At 57.9% G+C, this 17,544-nt stretch carries 11 protein-coding genes and 3 pseudogenes; 12 read left to right on the plus strand and 2 right to left on the minus strand.

Going from position 1 to position 17,544, the window contains the following annotated elements; translation table 11 throughout:
- Both XI03_RS03665 and dctA read right to left on the minus strand, forming a co-directional pair.
- Nucleotides 1-1,302 (minus strand): annotated as a pseudogene (locus tag XI03_RS03665) (PAS domain S-box protein); the annotation flags it as partial.
- A gap of 1,034 nt (nucleotides 1,303-2,336) precedes the next feature.
- Nucleotides 2,337-3,659, minus strand: a complete 1,323-nt coding sequence (gene dctA, locus XI03_RS03670; RefSeq protein ID WP_271591352.1) for a C4-dicarboxylate transporter DctA — start codon at nucleotides 3,657-3,659, stop codon at nucleotides 2,337-2,339.
- Between the two features lie 994 nt (nucleotides 3,660-4,653).
- Here dctA and XI03_RS40460 point away from each other — a divergent pair.
- The 12 genes and pseudogenes from XI03_RS40460 to fdxB form a co-directional block, all read left to right on the plus strand.
- Nucleotides 4,654-5,199 (plus strand): annotated as a pseudogene (locus XI03_RS40460) (AIR synthase-related protein); the annotation flags it as partial.
- 295 nt (nucleotides 5,200-5,494) lie between these two features.
- Nucleotides 5,495-6,607: an alanine dehydrogenase gene (ald, locus tag XI03_RS03675; RefSeq protein ID WP_271591353.1), complete on the plus strand. Its 1,113-nt coding sequence runs from the start codon at nucleotides 5,495-5,497 to the stop codon at nucleotides 6,605-6,607.
- Between the two features lie 729 nt (nucleotides 6,608-7,336).
- Nucleotides 7,337-7,531 (plus strand): 4Fe-4S dicluster domain-containing protein, encoded by a 195-nt coding sequence (locus tag XI03_RS03680; RefSeq protein WP_271591354.1) that lies wholly within the window; start codon nucleotides 7,337-7,339, stop codon nucleotides 7,529-7,531.
- A 230-nt stretch (nucleotides 7,532-7,761) separates the two neighbouring features.
- A pseudogene (locus XI03_RS03685) lies at nucleotides 7,762-8,906 on the plus strand (SufD family Fe-S cluster assembly protein).
- A 719-nt stretch (nucleotides 8,907-9,625) separates the two neighbouring features.
- Nucleotides 9,626-11,128: a nitrogenase molybdenum-iron protein alpha chain gene (gene nifD, locus XI03_RS03690; RefSeq protein ID WP_271591372.1), complete on the plus strand. Its 1,503-nt coding sequence runs from the start codon at nucleotides 9,626-9,628 to the stop codon at nucleotides 11,126-11,128.
- A 68-nt stretch (nucleotides 11,129-11,196) separates the two neighbouring features.
- Entirely contained in the window at nucleotides 11,197-12,753 is a 1,557-nt protein-coding gene (nifK, locus tag XI03_RS03695; protein WP_271591355.1) for a nitrogenase molybdenum-iron protein subunit beta, read from the plus strand.
- 98 nt (nucleotides 12,754-12,851) lie between these two features.
- Nucleotides 12,852-14,498: a nitrogenase iron-molybdenum cofactor biosynthesis protein NifE gene (gene nifE / locus XI03_RS03700; protein WP_271591373.1), complete on the plus strand. Its 1,647-nt coding sequence runs from the start codon at nucleotides 12,852-12,854 to the stop codon at nucleotides 14,496-14,498.
- Between the two features lie 9 nt (nucleotides 14,499-14,507).
- Nucleotides 14,508-15,917 carry a nitrogenase iron-molybdenum cofactor biosynthesis protein NifN gene (gene nifN, locus XI03_RS03705; protein ID WP_271591356.1) on the plus strand — a complete coding sequence of 470 codons (1,410 nt, stop codon included), beginning with the start codon at nucleotides 14,508-14,510 and terminating at the stop codon, nucleotides 15,915-15,917.
- Nucleotides 15,914-16,309 carry a nitrogen fixation protein NifX gene (gene nifX, locus XI03_RS03710; RefSeq protein WP_271591357.1) on the plus strand — a complete coding sequence of 132 codons (396 nt, stop codon included), beginning with the start codon at nucleotides 15,914-15,916 and terminating at the stop codon, nucleotides 16,307-16,309. The genes nifN and nifX overlap by 4 nt, the downstream gene beginning before the upstream one ends.
- A gap of 6 nt (nucleotides 16,310-16,315) precedes the next feature.
- Nucleotides 16,316-16,771 carry a NifX-associated nitrogen fixation protein gene (locus XI03_RS03715; RefSeq protein ID WP_271591358.1) on the plus strand — a complete coding sequence of 152 codons (456 nt, stop codon included), beginning with the start codon at nucleotides 16,316-16,318 and terminating at the stop codon, nucleotides 16,769-16,771.
- Nucleotides 16,772-16,779: 8 nt separating this feature from the next.
- Nucleotides 16,780-16,980: a CCE_0567 family metalloprotein gene (locus XI03_RS03720; RefSeq protein ID WP_271591359.1), complete on the plus strand. Its 201-nt coding sequence runs from the start codon at nucleotides 16,780-16,782 to the stop codon at nucleotides 16,978-16,980.
- 14 nt (nucleotides 16,981-16,994) lie between these two features.
- Nucleotides 16,995-17,294, plus strand: coding sequence for a ferredoxin III, nif-specific (fdxB, locus tag XI03_RS03725; protein ID WP_271591360.1), 300 nt, complete (start codon nucleotides 16,995-16,997; stop codon nucleotides 17,292-17,294).
- Nucleotides 17,295-17,544 lie beyond the last annotated feature (250 nt).

Consider the following 17,544-nt stretch of genomic DNA (forward strand, 5'->3'; position numbering starts at 1 on the left):
AGATGATCGACCTCGGCAGAGCGATACACGAAATCTAGGCCGTAGACGTCCCAGGACCAGCTGCCCGTGTGACTGAGATGCTGGGCTTCGGCCAGATAGGCCTCGCTGCGGCGCAGCTGCTGTTCTGCTCGCCTGGCCGCCGTAACATCCGTAGCTGCCCCAACAAACTCGATATCACCAGAGGCTGTCCTCGTCGCTCGTGCCTGCGCATGAATGTGCTTGACCGAGCTATCCGGCAGCAGCAGCCGGTATTCGTGCTCGAAATCGCACGGGTCTCGCATCGCGCGATCGATAATTTCTCGAACCGACGCCCTATCATCTGGATGAGTGCGCTCAACGACGAGCTGCGGCCCCGGTGTTACTGTCTCAGGATCTAATTGGAAGATCCGAAATGTTTCCTTGGACCAGAAGGCCTCCCCCCTGGTGACGTTCCAGCTGAAGCTGCCCGTATGACTCAACTCCTGCGCCTGGGCCAAATGTGCTTCACTCCGCTGCAGGGCAAGTTCGGTCCGCCTTCGTTCCGTAATGTCTTCGCAGGCGACAAGGACAATGGGCTGCTCATCCGCCCAGAGCATGGCTTTGGCGCTTTCACGTACCCACAAGACGGGGGGGGGGGGGGGGGGGGGGGGGGGGGGGGGGGGGGGGCGAGCCGTCCTTCCTGACTTTCTGGACGTCCCACGTGTGCGATTGACCGATATCCTCAAGGCACGTCCGAATGCATTCCCCAACGAACGCGCGATCCTCCTCGAGAAATACGCGCAGCAGGGACTGACCAGTCAGTTCAGCACGAGCAAAACCCAGTTGTGTCGCGCCGAACGTATTGACGTTCAGGACAGTGCCGGCTTCGTCGACCATGAAGTACATGGCCGGATTGTGCTCGAAGATTGCGCGCCAGCGTTTTTCGCGATCCTCTAAATCCGCCGCACTCTGCTGGAGCTTGGCCGCAGCCTCGTGCGCAGCCTCTCTTTCCTGACGGAGCTTTCCGATTAGGTGCGTTCCCACAATGGAGACAATAAAAAATGCAACAACCACCGGAAGATCTTGGGGGTCATCGATTCGCAGAGCGAACGCCAGTGGCGCGAAGTAGTAGGCGAGAGCAGCGATAGCTACGACGCAAAGCGCAGATGAGGCGATGAAGCTGCCCATCAACGAAAACAGCAAGATCACTAACAAGTATACGAACGCCGTTGCGGCGAAATGCGCCTGAAGGTACAAGCAAGACAGTGTTGCCATGGCTAGCATTGCGCTGCCGAATGTAAACTGAGGGGCTGAACGTCTAAAACTGCTGATGTGGCTAGGCATCTGATACCGTCCCGCCTGTTCTCCAGCGGGTGAGTTATGACATTTTAGGCAAAAATGGGGCAATCCTCGGCGCCAGGCCGCGGAGCGGTTCTGAGATAGTTGCTTGCTGTTGAACTCAGCACGCCCCGAGAAAAAACGCATTACAAACATAGGTATAGTTGTCCTAAACGCTGCAATATGGCGCGCCGACACCCCTCCAATCGAAGCTGAGATGTCTGCTTTCCTCCCCCCTCGGGCCAGGCGCTTGAGGGCTGCCGCCGATGACAACCCCTTATGCAGCGGCACGAGGACAGCGGCCGGAGTCCACCCAGGACTTTCAAGCGGAACAATCAGGCGCGCCTCGCCCAGCCCCGAAAGAACAGGACAAGCTGCCGGACCACTCATCTCGCCGGCACGATCCGCCATGCGAAGACAGCGCTAGCTCATGGTCCAAGACACGAAGGCGGAGTTACGAGGACTGCTTCCGAGGCGCTACGTCCATCGCGCCTAGGCGCGGAGGACTTGAGCGCGCAAAGCGATGCCGAACCGACACTAGCCGTGTGCGAGCGGCCAGGGCTCCGTCCAAGTGCCATCTAGTCCATACTGATCACACCCATCACAATGCCGCAGCGGGGACCGTAACAACGGATGACGAGGTGCGTCAGCAAGATCGCTACCAAATCGTTAGTCGGGGGAGGCAAATATAGTGACCGCGCACATGGCGGACTACCACCTAGGTCCGTCAGGCTGGACACGATCTGTCGCAACCCTGTTATCTGACTCGGCAAAATGTTGCACAAGCGTTCAGACAGCCGGGTGCCTCGGCGGCGAAAGACGCGCTTAAAATTACCGTCAGAAAAGCTCGTACTCTGGCTCACGCGTAGCATCTTTTCAGGCGCGGCTGCCCCGCGTGCGACGCCGAGCAAGGGCTGCGGTGGAGATCACGCGAGAAGTTCCGGCTCGTGTCAAGTCCGCGGTGCGGATTCAAACTACGAGAATTGTGGCTGTGCTCGAATTCGACACCTCTGCGAATGGAGGCGGTTAAGGTCCGAAACTTACCTCATTGTGCTTCTACCGTCGATAGAAGTGGAAACGCTAGGCTGGTTGAGACCAGCCTGCAGCGTCTTGTGTTCGAGCTCGTTTTCCCACCAGGACACAAACACGGCGGCAATGCCATTGCCGGTGATGTTGGTAAGGGCGCGCACCTCGCTCATGAACTTGTCGATCGAAAACACGATCGCCATGCCCGGCACCAGGGCCGGGTTGACCACCGACAGCGTCGCAGCGAGCGTGATAAAGCCCGCCCCTGTGACGCCACTTGCTCCCTTCGAAGTTAGCATTGCCACGAGCAGGATCGTGAGCTGCTGGCCAAAAGTGAGATCGACCCCGAGCGCCTGGGCAATGAACAATGTCGCAAGTGTCATATAGATGTTGGTGCCGTCTAGATTAAAGGAGTAGCCGGTTGGCACCACCAAGCCGACAACGGGCTTGGAGCAGCCCAGTCGTTCGAGCTTCTCCATCAATTGCGGCAGCGCGCTTTCAGAGGAGGAAGTGCCGAGCACGATCAGAATCTCGTCCTTGATATAGACAATGAACTTGAATATCGAAAAGCCGACGAGGCGCGCGATCAAGCCGAGCACCACCACCACAAATAGCGCCGCCGTCGCGTAAAACAGCGCGATCAGACCGATCAGATTGCCGAGTGCTGCCGGCCCGAACTTGCCGATGGTGAAGGCCATGGCGCCGAAGGCGCCGATCGGGGCCGCTTTCATTATGATAGCGATTACGCCGAACACCGCGTGCGCGACGTCGTCAATCATGCCGCGCAGGCGCTCCCCACGCTCTCCCAGCGCCATCAGCGAAAAGCCAAACAGGATCGCGAACAGAAGAACTTGCAGAACATCGCCGCGAGCAAAGGCGCCGGCTACGGTATCGGGAATGATGTTGAGAAAGAAATCGACGGTCTTCGAGGCTTCCGCCTGCTTGACGTAATCGGCGACCGCTGCAGCATCGGGCTTGACCGCAAGGCCATGCCCGATTTGGACCAGATTGCCCATGACGAGGCCCAACAGCAAGGCAAAGCTGGAGACGATCTCGAAATAGACCAGCGCCTTGACGCCGACCCGCCCGACTTTCTTCGCATCCTGAATATGCGCGATACCAGATGTGACGGTGCAGAAAATAATCGGCGCGATCACCATCTTGATGAGTTTGATGAACCCGTCACCGAGCGCCTTGACCCAGTCGCTGGTTGCGACGGACGGCCACAGACACCCGACCATGGCGCCAATCAAAATCGCGATCAGCACCTGGACGTAGAGAATCTTATACCAACTTTGCGACGAACGCGCGGGCGCCGCAGTTGCTATGGTGGTCATGACGCTTCCTTCCCGAATATACTCGAATGTGAGCCGCCGCCGTTGTTGAGGGCGACAGCGTCAGACGAGACTCATCTTTTTAGCCGTGTCCGATTGAAGACGATTCCGAGAGCCGGCGCGTCGTTCCAAGGGCAGGCGTTCAGTTAGGTTATCCTTTCTCGTGAAGCAAGATATGCACCAGATGCCAAACTGCGGCCGATTAAGCACTGCGGACAAACCGTCTGCATCCGAGCGCCATCGGCTTGGCCGATCGGACCGCGTTCGCAAAGTCGAACAAGAAGTTGCAGCGTGACTCGTCAGTTAAGCAGCTAGCAGCATTAGCGCAGTCACGTCTCGGCCTCGAAGCCCGAGCTTGAGCGGTACGCGCCGATTGCTGAGATGGATGCAACAGTACGTGGCATTGGTAAAATTGATAATTTGGATTGTAGGCATCCATGCGATGGAAGCCTGGTTTGGGAATTCGATTGCGCGGAAACAATCGCCTCTGATGCACTGCGTAGTTGCGAGGGGCACAACCCGGTCGTCGAAGCGACATTTGGCTCCAAGCGCTCTCGGCCCCTCGCGCCTTTTGCCGAGTCGCAGAACCAGCCTTACGATGATTTCTCGCCTAGATCATTCGCGTTGTTGCCAAACGGCAGGGTTCCTACCATCCGGTCCATTACCGGCCCGGCAAGTGCGGCCTTTGAGCCATCGACAACCAAACAGGCGTTTGTCGGAGCCTCAAATTCTGCCGTTTCGTTGCGCGACTGTCGCTGTATGTTCGGAGACAAAGATGCCAGAAATCTGACAGGGCGTTAGATCCACTCCACAGTGACGTCGCGTCTATGCAGATTTCTCTCACGTTGAGCATAGAGCGCGCACAGTTCGCACGCGGCACAGGAATTGCTACTGACAAACGAGCGGCTGCCGCCGTTAGATGGATGGAAGCGGTCCCGTCACAGTAGTTGCCTATGAGGCTTTGCGATGCTGCTATTGCTCACGGAAACGACGCGCCGGGATTTTGGCGGATGGGCTCGATCTCTCCGCCGATGAGGCAAGGGCTGGGAACCGTGTATTGGCGTCCGATAGCCTCGCGATCCTGAGGTGGCGATCATGTCAAAACGTCAGAATAAGCCGAGATCGTCTGGAATTTCGGGGCGCTGCATAAGCTTGTAGCGATCATGGTTGTCGCGCGGCATTGGGGTGATGTGCGACGCCACGGGCGGTGGGCTTGCCACGACCCTTAACGAGATTGGACATCAATCCGAGCTCGCTTTTCGTCTGCAGGAAGCAACGTTCCAGTGAAGCCCGCGTTGCGGCTAGCTGCGAATTCCTTGGACTCGATCCGATCCATGTCGCCAATGAGGGCAAGCTCGTTGCGATCGTCGCGCCTGATTTGCCCGATGCCGTGCTTGCAGCCATGAAGGGCACCCGCTCGGGTACGATGCAGCTGATATCGGTGAGGCTGTGGCTGAAGATCAGAAATTTGTAAAGATGGCAACCGGTTTCGGCGGCCGCCGAATCGTCTGATCGGTTGTGGGGCGAACAATTGCTTCGAATCCGTCGACGTTTTGCATCGTCCAGTTTTGCAAACGATCCCTTCTACGGCAATCCAGCCCAAGTGGCAGACTGCGATCTTACGTGCGAGAATGCAATTCGAAACGACCCATCGAATAGCGCGGTTTCGGCGGCTAAGCTCAGCCAGACATGGTCACACGAACCGCTCGGCGCTGGTGGGTTTGAAATCCTGCGAAGTGTGTCAAATATCGCTGAATTCCTGCGCTAATCTGTTGGCTGGGTCGCAGCATCGGTGCGCGCTTCCGATTAGAAAGGCGCTCTAGGCAGGGAGTTTTCAAATGAAGGTCGGAGTCCCCAAGGAAATCAAGGCGCACGAATATCGCGTGGGCCTTACCCCTGGCGCTGCCCGCGAATACGTGGCGGCGGGCCACCACGTGATGATCGAGACCAATGCTGGCGGTGGCATTGGCGCAACCGATGACGATTATCGCAATGCTGGCGCAACGATTTTAACTTCCGCAGCTGAGGTATTCGCATCGGGCGAGATGATCATAAAGGTTAAAGAGCCTCAGCCGTCCGAATGGTGTCAGCTGCGGGAGAATCAGATCCTGTTCACTTATTTGCATCTGGCGCCCGACCCGGACCAGGCCAACGGCCTCCCGAAATCTGGATGCACCGCGATCGCCTACGAGACCGTAACTGATGCCCGTGGTGGTCTTCCACTGCTGGCGCCGATGAGCGAGGTCGCGGGGAGGCTTGCGATCGAAGCGGCGGGTAGCGCCCTCAAGCGAAGTGCAGGTGGACGAGGGCTGTTGATCGGTGGGGTGCCCGGTGTCCAACCGGCCCGAATCGTGGTGATCGGAGGCGGCGTCGTCGGTACGCACGCGGCACGCATGGCGGTCGGTCTGGGCGCGGAGGTGACCATCATCGATCGTTCGATACTCCGGCTCCGGGAGTTGGATGAGCTATTCGCAGGACGCGTTCGCACTAGGTTTTCGACCATCGACCCTGTGGAGGAAGAGGTATTTGCGGCGGATGTGGTAATTGGCGCGGTGCTCGTGCCAGGTGCGAGCGCGCCGAAGCTGGTTCGCCGGAGCATGCTGAGCTCGATGCGCAAGAGGGGGGTGCTCGTGGACGTCGCTATCGATCAGGGCGGCTGCTTTGAGACATCGCACCCGACCACTCACGCTGATCCAACCTACGAAGTGGATGGCATCATTCATTATTGCGTTGCCAATATGCCCGGCGCCGTGCCCCTGACCTCGAGTCAGGCACTGAATAACGCGACGCTGCCGTTTGGGTTGGCTCTGGCCAACAAGGGCTTTTCCGCCGTGCTCGAAAATCCCCATTTGTGCGCAGGCCTCAACGTTCATCGGGGCAGGCTAACTTACAGGGCGGTGGCCGAAAGCCTCGGGTTGCCCTTCTCACCGATCGATCAGGCCGCGGCCTGATCCCGAGGTCCCTTGTGGGCGTTTCCTGACTTGCGCCACCCTTCGGGGGTCTTTTCTCGGTCTATCGATCTGCTACCCGGCTGGAATTCATTTGGAACGCGGAGCGAAGCGGAGGTCGCCAGACGAACGCCTGGCTTCAGTCGCCCGCAGAATGCGTGACAATGTACTTCGGCCTCACAGAGCGCATATGAATGCTGGTTTTCCAGCTAATCCAAGGTCATTGAGAATGCGTTCCGCGGGTCCCGTTGGGGACCCGCGATCGCCGGAAACCTTGTCTGGCGCACGAAGCAAGCTGAAGACGCGGACCAGAGCGGTGATGACCGCGCCGGTTTGATCGTGGTGCTTTCGCCGAAGTCGCCGCTGTCCTGGTGAAGTGGAACAAACAAGATGCGGCTGGGGGTCCACGTGACACGCCGGCGGAGAACTCTGTTGAGTCGCGCGGCGCCTCGATCGTAGCCGCGGCGCGGCGGCCTTGGGAAGGATCGCAGATCGTTCCCTGCGGATGGCGAACGCGGTTAACCTGATCGGCTGACTGCCGTCAGATCGACAATGCGCAAACCAGGGCATCGAGATCAGGCTGCTGTCGGGCCCGTTGTAGGATTTGCGACACCCACGTCGAGGCGGTGGCTTGCTTTTGAAAATAGCGCATACAAATCAAGGTAAACCTGTCTGGCACAAGACTTGAAGACAGGAAACTGTCCCGCAGCTTTTGCTCATGGAATCGCAGTAATGGCCTACAAGATAATCGCGTCCCAGTGTACTGTCTGCGGTGCGTGCGAGTTCGAATGTCCCAATGCCGCGATCAGCTTGAAGAACGACATATATGTGATCAATCCAACCCAGTGCACCCAATGTGAGGGGCATTTTGACGCGCCGCAATGCGCCGCCGTATGCCCGGTGCCTGATACCTGCGTGCCGGCATAGACAGAGTAGCCGATGAGAGGAGCTCCGGTGCGAAATATAGTGAAGACGCTATCGACAATTGCCGGCTTTGGATTCGTCTCCTGTTTCTCTCACTCGCTGGCCCCGAGTTGGCCGTGACTTGCGCGATGCGCTCGCAGAGATTGCGGCGCAATCCGCGCCGGCGGGAATGGTCCTAGCGCGAGCGGACCAGGCAACGTGGCTCTACAAAAACGGTCGAGGGCGCGAAGCGCATCGACGTCGACCAGTACCGATATAGGCTCGAGACTCTGATCGAGTCCGACAAAGCCCCCAACGCGCTATGGGAAGGTACCGGCCCCTTCATCTCCGAAAGAAGAGTGAACCGGCCTGGAAGCTGGAATGCGCCCTTGAAGCCAATCGGCGCTGGCTGATTGTGACCAGCCCATCTTGGCGCGGGTCGACTATCGCGAGATCAACTTCCAGGATCTCTATTTACTGCGCGGCGCCGAAGCCGAAGAAGACGGTCTCGTCACTGGATGAGATCGATCCGGAGATCCTGAAGACCGACGAGAAGCTCGGAATTCCCTTGCGGGAAGTCGCCGTGCTCGAAAGCGTCAGGCCGAGGAGGCGAGGGAAACCAGGGGCGGCGCAAGACCGTGGTCGATGCTGTTTCCACTCGGCCTCGGTTGCGACCACGTTCACGGCGGAGCTGAAGTCCGGCGTTATCTTCATGCCGATCTCGGAGGCGATTCGCGAGCATCCTGAGCTGGTCCAGAAATATCTAGCCCGATGGTTCCGACTCGGACAATTTCTACCCCACGCTACTCGGCGGTGTTCTCCGACGGTCGTTCGTCTGCCGCCGGGCGTGCGCTGCCCGATGGAGCTGTCGACCTATTTCCGCGTCAACGAGCGCACCACCGTCCGGTTCGAGCGCACGCTGATCATCGCGGATAAGGGTCCTACGTCTCCTATCTCGAAGGCTGCACCGCGCTGCAGCGCGATACGAACCAGCTGCATGCCGGCCGGTCGAGCTCGTCGCGCTGGAGATGCCGAGATCAAATACTCCACGGTGCAGAACATAACACCTATCGCGGCCTCGTCACCGCGCACAGGAAAGCGACCGGCGAGCGTAACTTAACCGCCTGCGACTGGCTGTTGATCGGCGAAAATGCCGCGCGCAAACCGTGCCGTACATCGGGAGAAGAACTCATCCGCGACATTGGAGGAGGAGGCGAGAACGTCGAATGTCCTCCGAGGACATGCTGTTCTAGGGCGTCCACAGAGGCGTTACCAACCAACCGGCCATTGACCTCGTCGTCAACGCTCGGCGAGCGACGTTCTGCAGAAAAAGCCGATGGAGTTCGCAGTGGCGGCGCAGAAGCTAATCTCGATCTCGCGCGTGAGATTTGTCGGATGATCAAACCTCCGCCGAGCCCTCTCGAATACGGCTCGCTCCTCAGATGATACATTTCGGGAATCAGATCAGAAGGGCGCTACTCGAAGTCCGAGATTTGCATGTCTTGCCGAAGACCGCGAAATCATGCGCGACTCGATTTTAAGGTCGATGCGGTACTCTGCGATCGCGCTCGCCGCCGGAGAAGCCGACATTGACTCCGCGCTCGAGCATGTCCTGGGCTATGTTGAGCGGCCGGCCACCTTGCGGACTCTTTTCAGAGATTCGGGGTGAAGAATTCCTGTTGGTCGCGCGCCTTGCCGTGGGCCGTTCAGTGCCGCCCGCAGGAAGTTCATGTTGGTCACGCCGCGGATCTCGACCGGAATGCCAGGAACACGGGCCGTGACGGCGCCTTCATTAGGCTACATCCGCAAGAGGTTCTCTCCCCTGAACCGGATCCGTCCACCGGCGATCTCATAACACGGCTTCTCCACGGACACGCACGAGAATGAGTCAGGCGATTCAGCCTAGCCAGCCCTTTGTTCCATTTCGAACAGAGCAAGAAGAGTTTTCTGCCCAAAGCGTGATGTCGGGTTCGCAACAACAACTTCTGTCACCAGGCAACGCACGCTAAGCGATTTTGACTGCTGTGTTTTCTGTATTCACCAGCCGCTGGCATGCTGGTTGCAAAAGTCTTGGTCAAGAAGTCGCCCGCGCAACAGCTAACCTTTGAAGGACATCAGATGAGTCTCGCCACGACCCAGAGCATCGCAGAAATCAGGGCTCGCAACAAAGAGCTGATCGACGAGGTGCTGAAGGTCTATCCGGAGAAAACCGCGAAACGGCGTGCCAAGCACCTCAACGTTCACCAAGCAGGCAAGTCAGACTGCGGGGTGAAGTCCAACATCAAATCCATACCTGGCGTGATGACGATCAGAGGCTGCGCCTATGCGGGGTCAAAGGGGGTGGTCTGGGGACCGATTAAAGACATGGTCCATATCAGCCATGGCCCGGTCGGCTGCGGTCAGTATTCGTGGGGATCGCGACGCAACTATTACGTTGGCACGACGGGCGTCGATAGCTTCGTGACGCTGCAGTTCACTTCCGACTTCCAAGAAAAGGATATTGTATTCGGTGGCGACAAAAAGCTGGGAAAAATTCTTGACGAAATCCAGGAGCTGTTTCCGCTCAACAACGGCATCACGGTCCAGTCGGAATGCCCCATCGGACTGATTGGTGACGACATCGAGGCCGTGTCTAGAGCGAAATCCAAGGAATATGGCGGCAAGACCATCGTGCCGGTCCGTTGTGAGGGCTTTCGCGGCGTGTCGCAGTCACTGGGCCACCACATTGCCAACGACGCAGTGCGCGATTGGATTTTCGATAAGATCGAGTCCGACGGCAAACCAAAGTTCGAGCCGACGCCTTACGATGTCGCGATCATTGGAGACTACAATATCGGCGGCGACGCCTGGTCATCACGAATTCTGCTCGAAGAGATGGGCCTGCGGGTGATCGCGCAATGGTCTGGCGACGGTTCACTGGCTGAGCTCGAAGCGACGCCGAAGGCAAAGCTCAACATTCTGCATTGCTACCGCTCCATGAACTACATCTCACGCCATATGGAAGAGAAGTTTGGTATCCCGTGGTGCGAATACAACTTCTTCGGCCCTTCAAAGATAGCGGAATCGCTGCGCAAAATTGCGGGTTATTTCGACGACAAGATTAAGCAAGGCGCCGAGCGGGTGATTGAAAAATACCAGCCGCTGGTGAACGGCGTGATCGCAAAATATCGCCCGCGCCTGGAGGGTAAGACGGTGATGCTGTACGTCGGCGGGCTCCGCCCGCGTCATGTGATTGGCGCATACGAGGACCTTGGAATGGAAGTCATTGGTACCGGGTACGAGTTCGGTCACAACGACGATTATCAGCGCACAGCTCAGCATTACGTAAAGGACAGCACGCTGATCTACGATGACGTCAATGGCTATGAGTTCGAGCGCTTCGTCGAAAAGCTCCAGCCCGACCTTGTCGGATCGGGCATCAAGGAAAAATACGTTTTCCAAAAGATGGGTGTGCCGTTCCGGCAGATGCACTCCTGGGACTATTCGGGCCCATATCACGGCTATGACGGATTCGCGATCTTTGCGCGCGACATGGACATGGCCGTCAACTCGCCGGTCTGGAAGAAAACGAAGGCTCCCTGGAAGGAAGCTTCGAGAGCCAAGCTCCTCGCCGCGGAATAAAGCAACTCATCTCGCTCTGTGAGAAAGTCGGGGCGATACCAATCTCGATAGTGAAAGGATTCTCAACAATGGCGCAGAGTGCCGAACACGTGCTCGATCATCTCGAACTGTTCCGCGGTCCAGAATACCAGCAGATGCTGGCCAAGAAGAAGGTATTCGAGAATCCTCGTGATCCGGTCGAGGTCGAGCGTATCAAGGAATGGACGAAAACGACCGAATATCGCGAAAAGAACTTTGCGCGAGAGGCACTAACGGTAAATCCGGCCAAGGCCTGTCAGCCGCTTGGCGCCGTATTCGCCTCTGTTGGCTTTGAGGGCACGCTACCGTTCGTCCACGGCTCGCAAGGCTGCGTAGCCTATTATCGCAGCCATCTGTCGCGGCACTTCAAGGAGCCTAGCTCCTGCGTCTCTTCGTCAATGACGGAAGACGCCGCCGTATTCGGCGGCCTGAACAACATGATCGACGGGCTCGCGAATAGCTACAACATGTATAAGCCCAAGATGATTGCGGTCTCCACGACCTGCATGGCCGAGGTGATCGGCGATGACCTCAACGCCTTTATCAAGACGTCGAAAGAAAAAGGCTCGGTTCCGGCGGACTTCGACGTGCCGTTCGCCCACACGCCAGCCTTCGTCGGCAGCCATGTCACCGGTTATGACAATGCGCTCAAGGGCATTTTGGAGCATTTTTGGGACGGCAAGGCCGGAACGGCACCGAAGCTGGAGCGCAAGCCTAACGAGGCGATCAACATCATTGGCGGGTTCGATGGCTACACCGTCGGAAACCTTCGGGAGATCAAGCGCATCTTGGCGTTAATGGGTATCCAGCACACGATTCTCGCAGATAATTCAGAAGTCTTCGATACTCCGACAGACGGCGAATTCCGGATGTATGACGGTGGCACGACGCTGGAAGATGCGGCCAACGCGGTTCACGCGAAGGCGACAATCTCCATGCAGCAGTGGTGCACTGAAAAAACGCTGCCATTCCTGGCTGAGCATGGCCAGGACGTCGTATCCTTTAACTACCCGGTTGGCTTATCCGCAACGGATGACTTTATCATGGCGCTGTCACGCATCAGCGGCAAGGAGGTTCCCGAGCAACTCGCGCGAGAACGTGGCCGCCTGGTCGACGCCATCGCTGACTCCAGCGCCCATATACATGGCAAGAAGTTCGCGATCTATGGCGACCCGGATCTTTGCTATGGCTTGGCTGCGTTTCTGCTCGAACTCGGCGCCGAACCGACCCATGTGCTGTCCACCAACGGCAACAAGGCCTGGCACAGTAAAATGCAGGTGCTGCTTGCGAGCTCGCCGTTTGGGAAGGGCTGTCAAGCCTATCCCGGCCGAGACCTCTGGCACATGCGCTCACTCTTGTTCACGGAGCCGGTCGATTTTCTGATTGGCAACACCTACGGCAAGTACCTGGAGCGAGATACTGGGACACCACTGATCCGCATCGGCTTTCCGATTTTTGATCGGCATCACCATCACCGCTCGCCCCTATGGGGCTATCAGGGCGGCCTGAATGTGCTGGTGAAGATCCTGGACAAGATCTTCGATGAGATCGACAAGAAGACCAACGTTCTTGGCAAAACTGACTACAGCTTCGACATCATTCGTTGATGAGCGACTATGCGCGTGTCGTCACCCAAACACTCGAAGACGGCGCAAGCACACGACGCCTGACCCTGCAATTGGTTTACGCTGAGAGGAAAAAAAGGATGAGTTCGCTAGCGGCCACGGTCCAGAATATTTTCGACGAGCCGGGCTGCGCCAAGAATGGCAGTAAGTCGGAGGCTGAACGCAAGAAGGGCTGCACCAAACAACTGCAGCCGGGTAGTGCTGCGGGCGGCTGTGCTTTCGACGGCGCCAAGGTTGCGCTGCAGCCGTTCACCGACGTCGCTCACTTGGTGCATGGTCCGATCGCGTGCGAAGGTAATTCCTGGGACAATCGTAGCGCGGCGTCGTCCGGCTCGAATCTGTGGCGCACCGCATTCACAACCGATTTGAGCGAAACCGATATTGTATTCGGAGGCGAGAAGCGACTCTGCAAAGCGATCAAGGAGATCATGGACAAGTGCGACCCGTCGGCCATCTTCGTCTACCAAACGTGCATCCCGGCGATGATCGGCGACGACATCAACGCAGTCTGTAAGGCAGCATCTCAAAGGTTCGCAAGGCCGGTGATCCCGATTAATTCTCCGGGCTTCGTCGGCTCGAAGAACCTCGGGAACAAGCTCGCCGGCGAGGCCTTGCTCGACTATGTGATCGGGACGCAAGAACCAGACTACGCCACGCCGTACGATATCAATCTGATCGGGGAATACAACATTTCGGGGGAGCTCTGGCAAGTGAAGCCATTGCTAGACGAGCTTGGAGTACGGATTCTCTCCTGCATCTCAGGCGATGGCAAATATCGCGAAGTCGCTTCATCTCATCGCGCGCGAGCGGCGATGTTGGTGTGCTCAAAGTCCATGATCAATGTCGCACGGAAGATGGAGCAACGCTACGGCATCCCGTTCTTCGAGGGGTCGTTCTACGGTATCCAAGATTCGAGCGAAGCGCTGCGTCAGCTTGCACGCATATTGGTTGAACGCGGTGCGCCGACAGATCTGCTCGGGCGCACCGAAGCGGTGATCGCGCGCGAGGAAGCGCGGGCCTGGGCTGCGATCGAGCCGTATAAGCGACGATTGGAAGGCAAAAAAGCCTTGTTGATCACCGGGGGCGTCAAGTCATGGTCGGTCGTTGCGGCACTCCAGGAAGCTGGGCTTGAGCTAGTCGGAACCAGTGTGAAGAAATCAACCAGGAAAGACAAGCAACGCATCAAGGAGCTGATGGGGCAGGATGCCCATATGATCGAGGAGATGACGCCGCGCGAAATGTACAAGATCTTGAAGGACGCAAAAGCGGACATCATGCTATCGGGAGGCAAGTCGCAATTCGTCGCGCTGAAAGCGGCGATGCCGTGGCTCGATATCAACCAGGAGCGTTGTCACGCCTATATGGGCTATGTCGGAATGGTCAAGCTCGTGGAGGAGATCGATAAGTCGCTCTCCAGTCCGATGTGGGTGCAGCTACGTCAACCGGCACCATGGGAGGCATTGGCAAAGACGATGGAGAAGATGCAATCGCCGGTGGCCGCGATCGCCTGCGACCCGGCGCTCGCGGAAACCGCGCGCCGCGCGAGGGAGATCTGCGTGTGTAACACGGTGGATCTGGGCACGATCGAGGATGCAATCTACGCGCACGGCTTAAGGAGCGTCGCGGAGGTCCGAGAGCATACCCATGCGGTCGGTGGCTGCTGCCAAAGACGCATCGAAGATATCTTGATGTCCGAGCCACCCGCCATGCGACAGGCCGCAGAATAGCGAGGCGTTATGGCCATCGTCACGGCGCCGACAAAAGCCTGCGCTATCAACCCGCTGAAGATGAGCCAGCCGATCGGCGGCGCATTCTCCTTTATGGGGCTGCGCGGGGCAATGCCGCTTCTGCACGGCTCCCAGGGGTGCACGTCTTTCGGGCTCACGCTCTTTGTCCGGCATTTCAAAGAGGCGGTACCGCTGCAAACCACCGCGATGAGCGAGGTCGCGACCGTACTCGGCGGTTATGAGAATCTCGAGCAGGCGATACTGAACATCTACAACCGTACCAAGCCAAAGATCATCGGAATCTGCTCGACCGGTGTCACCGAGACCAACGGCGACGATGTGGATGCCTACCTCAAGCTAATCCGGAGCAAGCATCCGCACCTGGCAAAGTTGCCACTGGTGTATGTCTCGACGCCTGATTTCAAGGGCGCTTTCCAGGACGGCTGGGAGAAGGCTGTCGCGCGCATTGTAGAGGTGCTGGTCGAAGGGCCCAACGCCAATGGCCTGCGGGATCCATCGAAGGTGAATGTTCTGCCGGGATGTCACCTCACGCCCGGCGACCTTGATGAACTCCGTATCATACTGGAGGATTTCGGGTTGTCCCCGTCCTTCCTCCCTGACGTGGCGGGATCGCTCGATGGGCATATCCCCGATGAGTTTACGCCAACGACCATCGGCGGCATCGGCGTCGATGAAATTGCGAGTATGGGCCGCGCCGGCTGGACGATTGCAATTGGCGCGCAGATGCGTCGAGCGGCGGAAGTCCTGCAGGTCAAGACCGGCGTGCCTTTTCGTGTCTTCGAGCGGTTGTGTGGTCTGTGTCCGAGCGACGAATTTATGACGTTCTTGAGCGACATCAGCGGCCGCGCGATACCATTGAAATATCGGCGCCAGCGCGGTCAACTCGCCGATGCAATGCTAGACGCGCACTTCCATATTGGTGGTCGCAAAGTTGCGATCGGCGCCGAGCCAGACCTCCTGTTCGATCTGTCCGGCATGCTGCACGACATGGGGGCACAGGTGACCGCGGCCGTGACCACCACTCAGTCGGGGGTGATCGAGCGGATCAAGACCAACGAGGTGCTCATTGGCGATCTCGGTGATCTGGAAGAGCTTGCCAAAACAAGGCATTGCGACCTGCTGATCACGCATTCGCATGGCAGGCAAGCGGCTGCGAGACTGAAAATCCCGTTCTATCGTGCGGGTTTTCCGATGTTCGATCGGCTTGGCGCGGGACACCAACTATCCGTGGGCTATCGTGGTACCCGCAATCTGATATTCGATATCGCCAATCTCGTGATCGCACACCGCGAGGAGTACGATCGGCCGACGCCCGATAGGTGGCGGACTGCGGCCAGATCGCCACAATGCTCGGGGTATCATGGCTTCGTTGGCGCAGCTGAGAGGTCGAGTGCATGAAGGTCGCGTTTGCCACTCAAGACCTGCGATACGTCGATGCCCATTTTGGTTGGGCAAGGAATATCGCGATATACGATGTCACGCCTGGCGGGCACGTGTTTCTCAAAGCAGTTGAGTTTGAGGGCGATCTTAAGGAAGACGGCAACGACGACAAGTTGGCGCCGAAGATCGACGCAATCAAGGATTGCGCAATTCTTTACGTCGCCGCCATTGGCGGTGCCGGGGCTGCGCGAGTGGTGGCCAACAAGATCCATCCTATCAAGGTGAACAAGCCAGAAAGCATTCTGGAGTTGCTCGAAAAACTCGAGGGCGTACTCAAGGGCACACCACCTCCCTGGATACGCAAGGCCATGGCAAAGGACCGGCGGCGTACGTTCGAGTTCGACGAATGAGGTGATATGAGCGCAGAGCATCAGAGCGCCATCGACGCGCCGTTCCTCGTGGAGTTGATCAAGATCTGGCGTGCTCAGGACACTAACGGAGCCTGGGAGGCGAAGAGCGATGTCGACCTGCTCGAACCCTACATTCTGGAGAAGGAGAAGCGGCGCGCATTGCCGATTATCGGTGATCCTGATCCCGATACGCTATGGCGGCTTGAGCTGTTCTTCGGTGCGGTCGCGCTCTCGATCGAGAGGGTGACCGGCGTGATGATTCAGCCGATTCTAAAGCTGCATCATGAAGGCTTCGGCCGCGTGGTGTTGATCGGGGGCCGCCTCATCGCCGTGAACAAGCAGCTGCGCGATGTGCACCGCTTCGGCTTTGAGAATTTGGTAAAGCTCGCGCAAGAGGGCGACAAATATGTCGGCGAGGGAATCCAGTTGATTCGGAAATTTCCGGACGTGGCGAACTATTGAGGATACTCATGAGCGATCGTGAAACACTGAAGGCAGAGCTAAAAAAACTCTCCGTGAAGGCGGTACAGGCCAAGATGGATCTGCACGACCTTTCGGAAGAGTTGCCCCTCAACTGGACCTCGATCATGGTGGTGGCGCAGAAGGCACACGACGCCTATGCCGAACTGGAGCGCAAGAGCCGTGATCTGAAAGCGATGGAAAATACTTGAAGGAGGTCCGACCCATGTCATTTGCAACGCGAGATGGACGTGACTGGACGCCAGAATATCTGATCTCGATCAATAGCAAGAAGTGCATCGGCTGCGGCCGCTGTTTCAAGGTGTGCGGTCGAGATGTCATGGCTTTGAAAGGAATCAACGAGGAAGGCGAACTTGTCGACCTCGACAATGACGAGGACGATGAGATCGAAAAGAAGATCATGGTTCTGAAGGATCAGGGTGCGTGCATCGGCTGCGGTGCGTGCTCCAGGGTTTGCCCGGCGGACTGCCAGACCCACGTTTCGGCCGCAGTCGAAGCTGCATGAGCGAAGGCGGCTCTCTCTCTCTCTCTCTCTCTCTCTCTCTCTCGCTCTCTCGCTCTCTCGCGCTCGGGCCGGCGCAGCAGCAGGCGGGATATGGAGGAAGGAGCCGTTGGTGATCAGGTGAACCCGCAACGGAGACGCGGCCGCGGGGTACGAAATGGGGGATGTTCCTGCGGAACCAATGGCGCCGATCTTCTCCTGTAGCCTGCCCGGTTCGCTCGGCAGGAGCGTAAGTCGGCCGCGGTGCGCCGGG

It is taken from the genome of Bradyrhizobium sp. CCBAU 65884 (assembly GCF_028128835.1).
Taxonomy (GTDB): domain Bacteria; phylum Pseudomonadota; class Alphaproteobacteria; order Rhizobiales; family Xanthobacteraceae; genus Bradyrhizobium; species Bradyrhizobium ottawaense.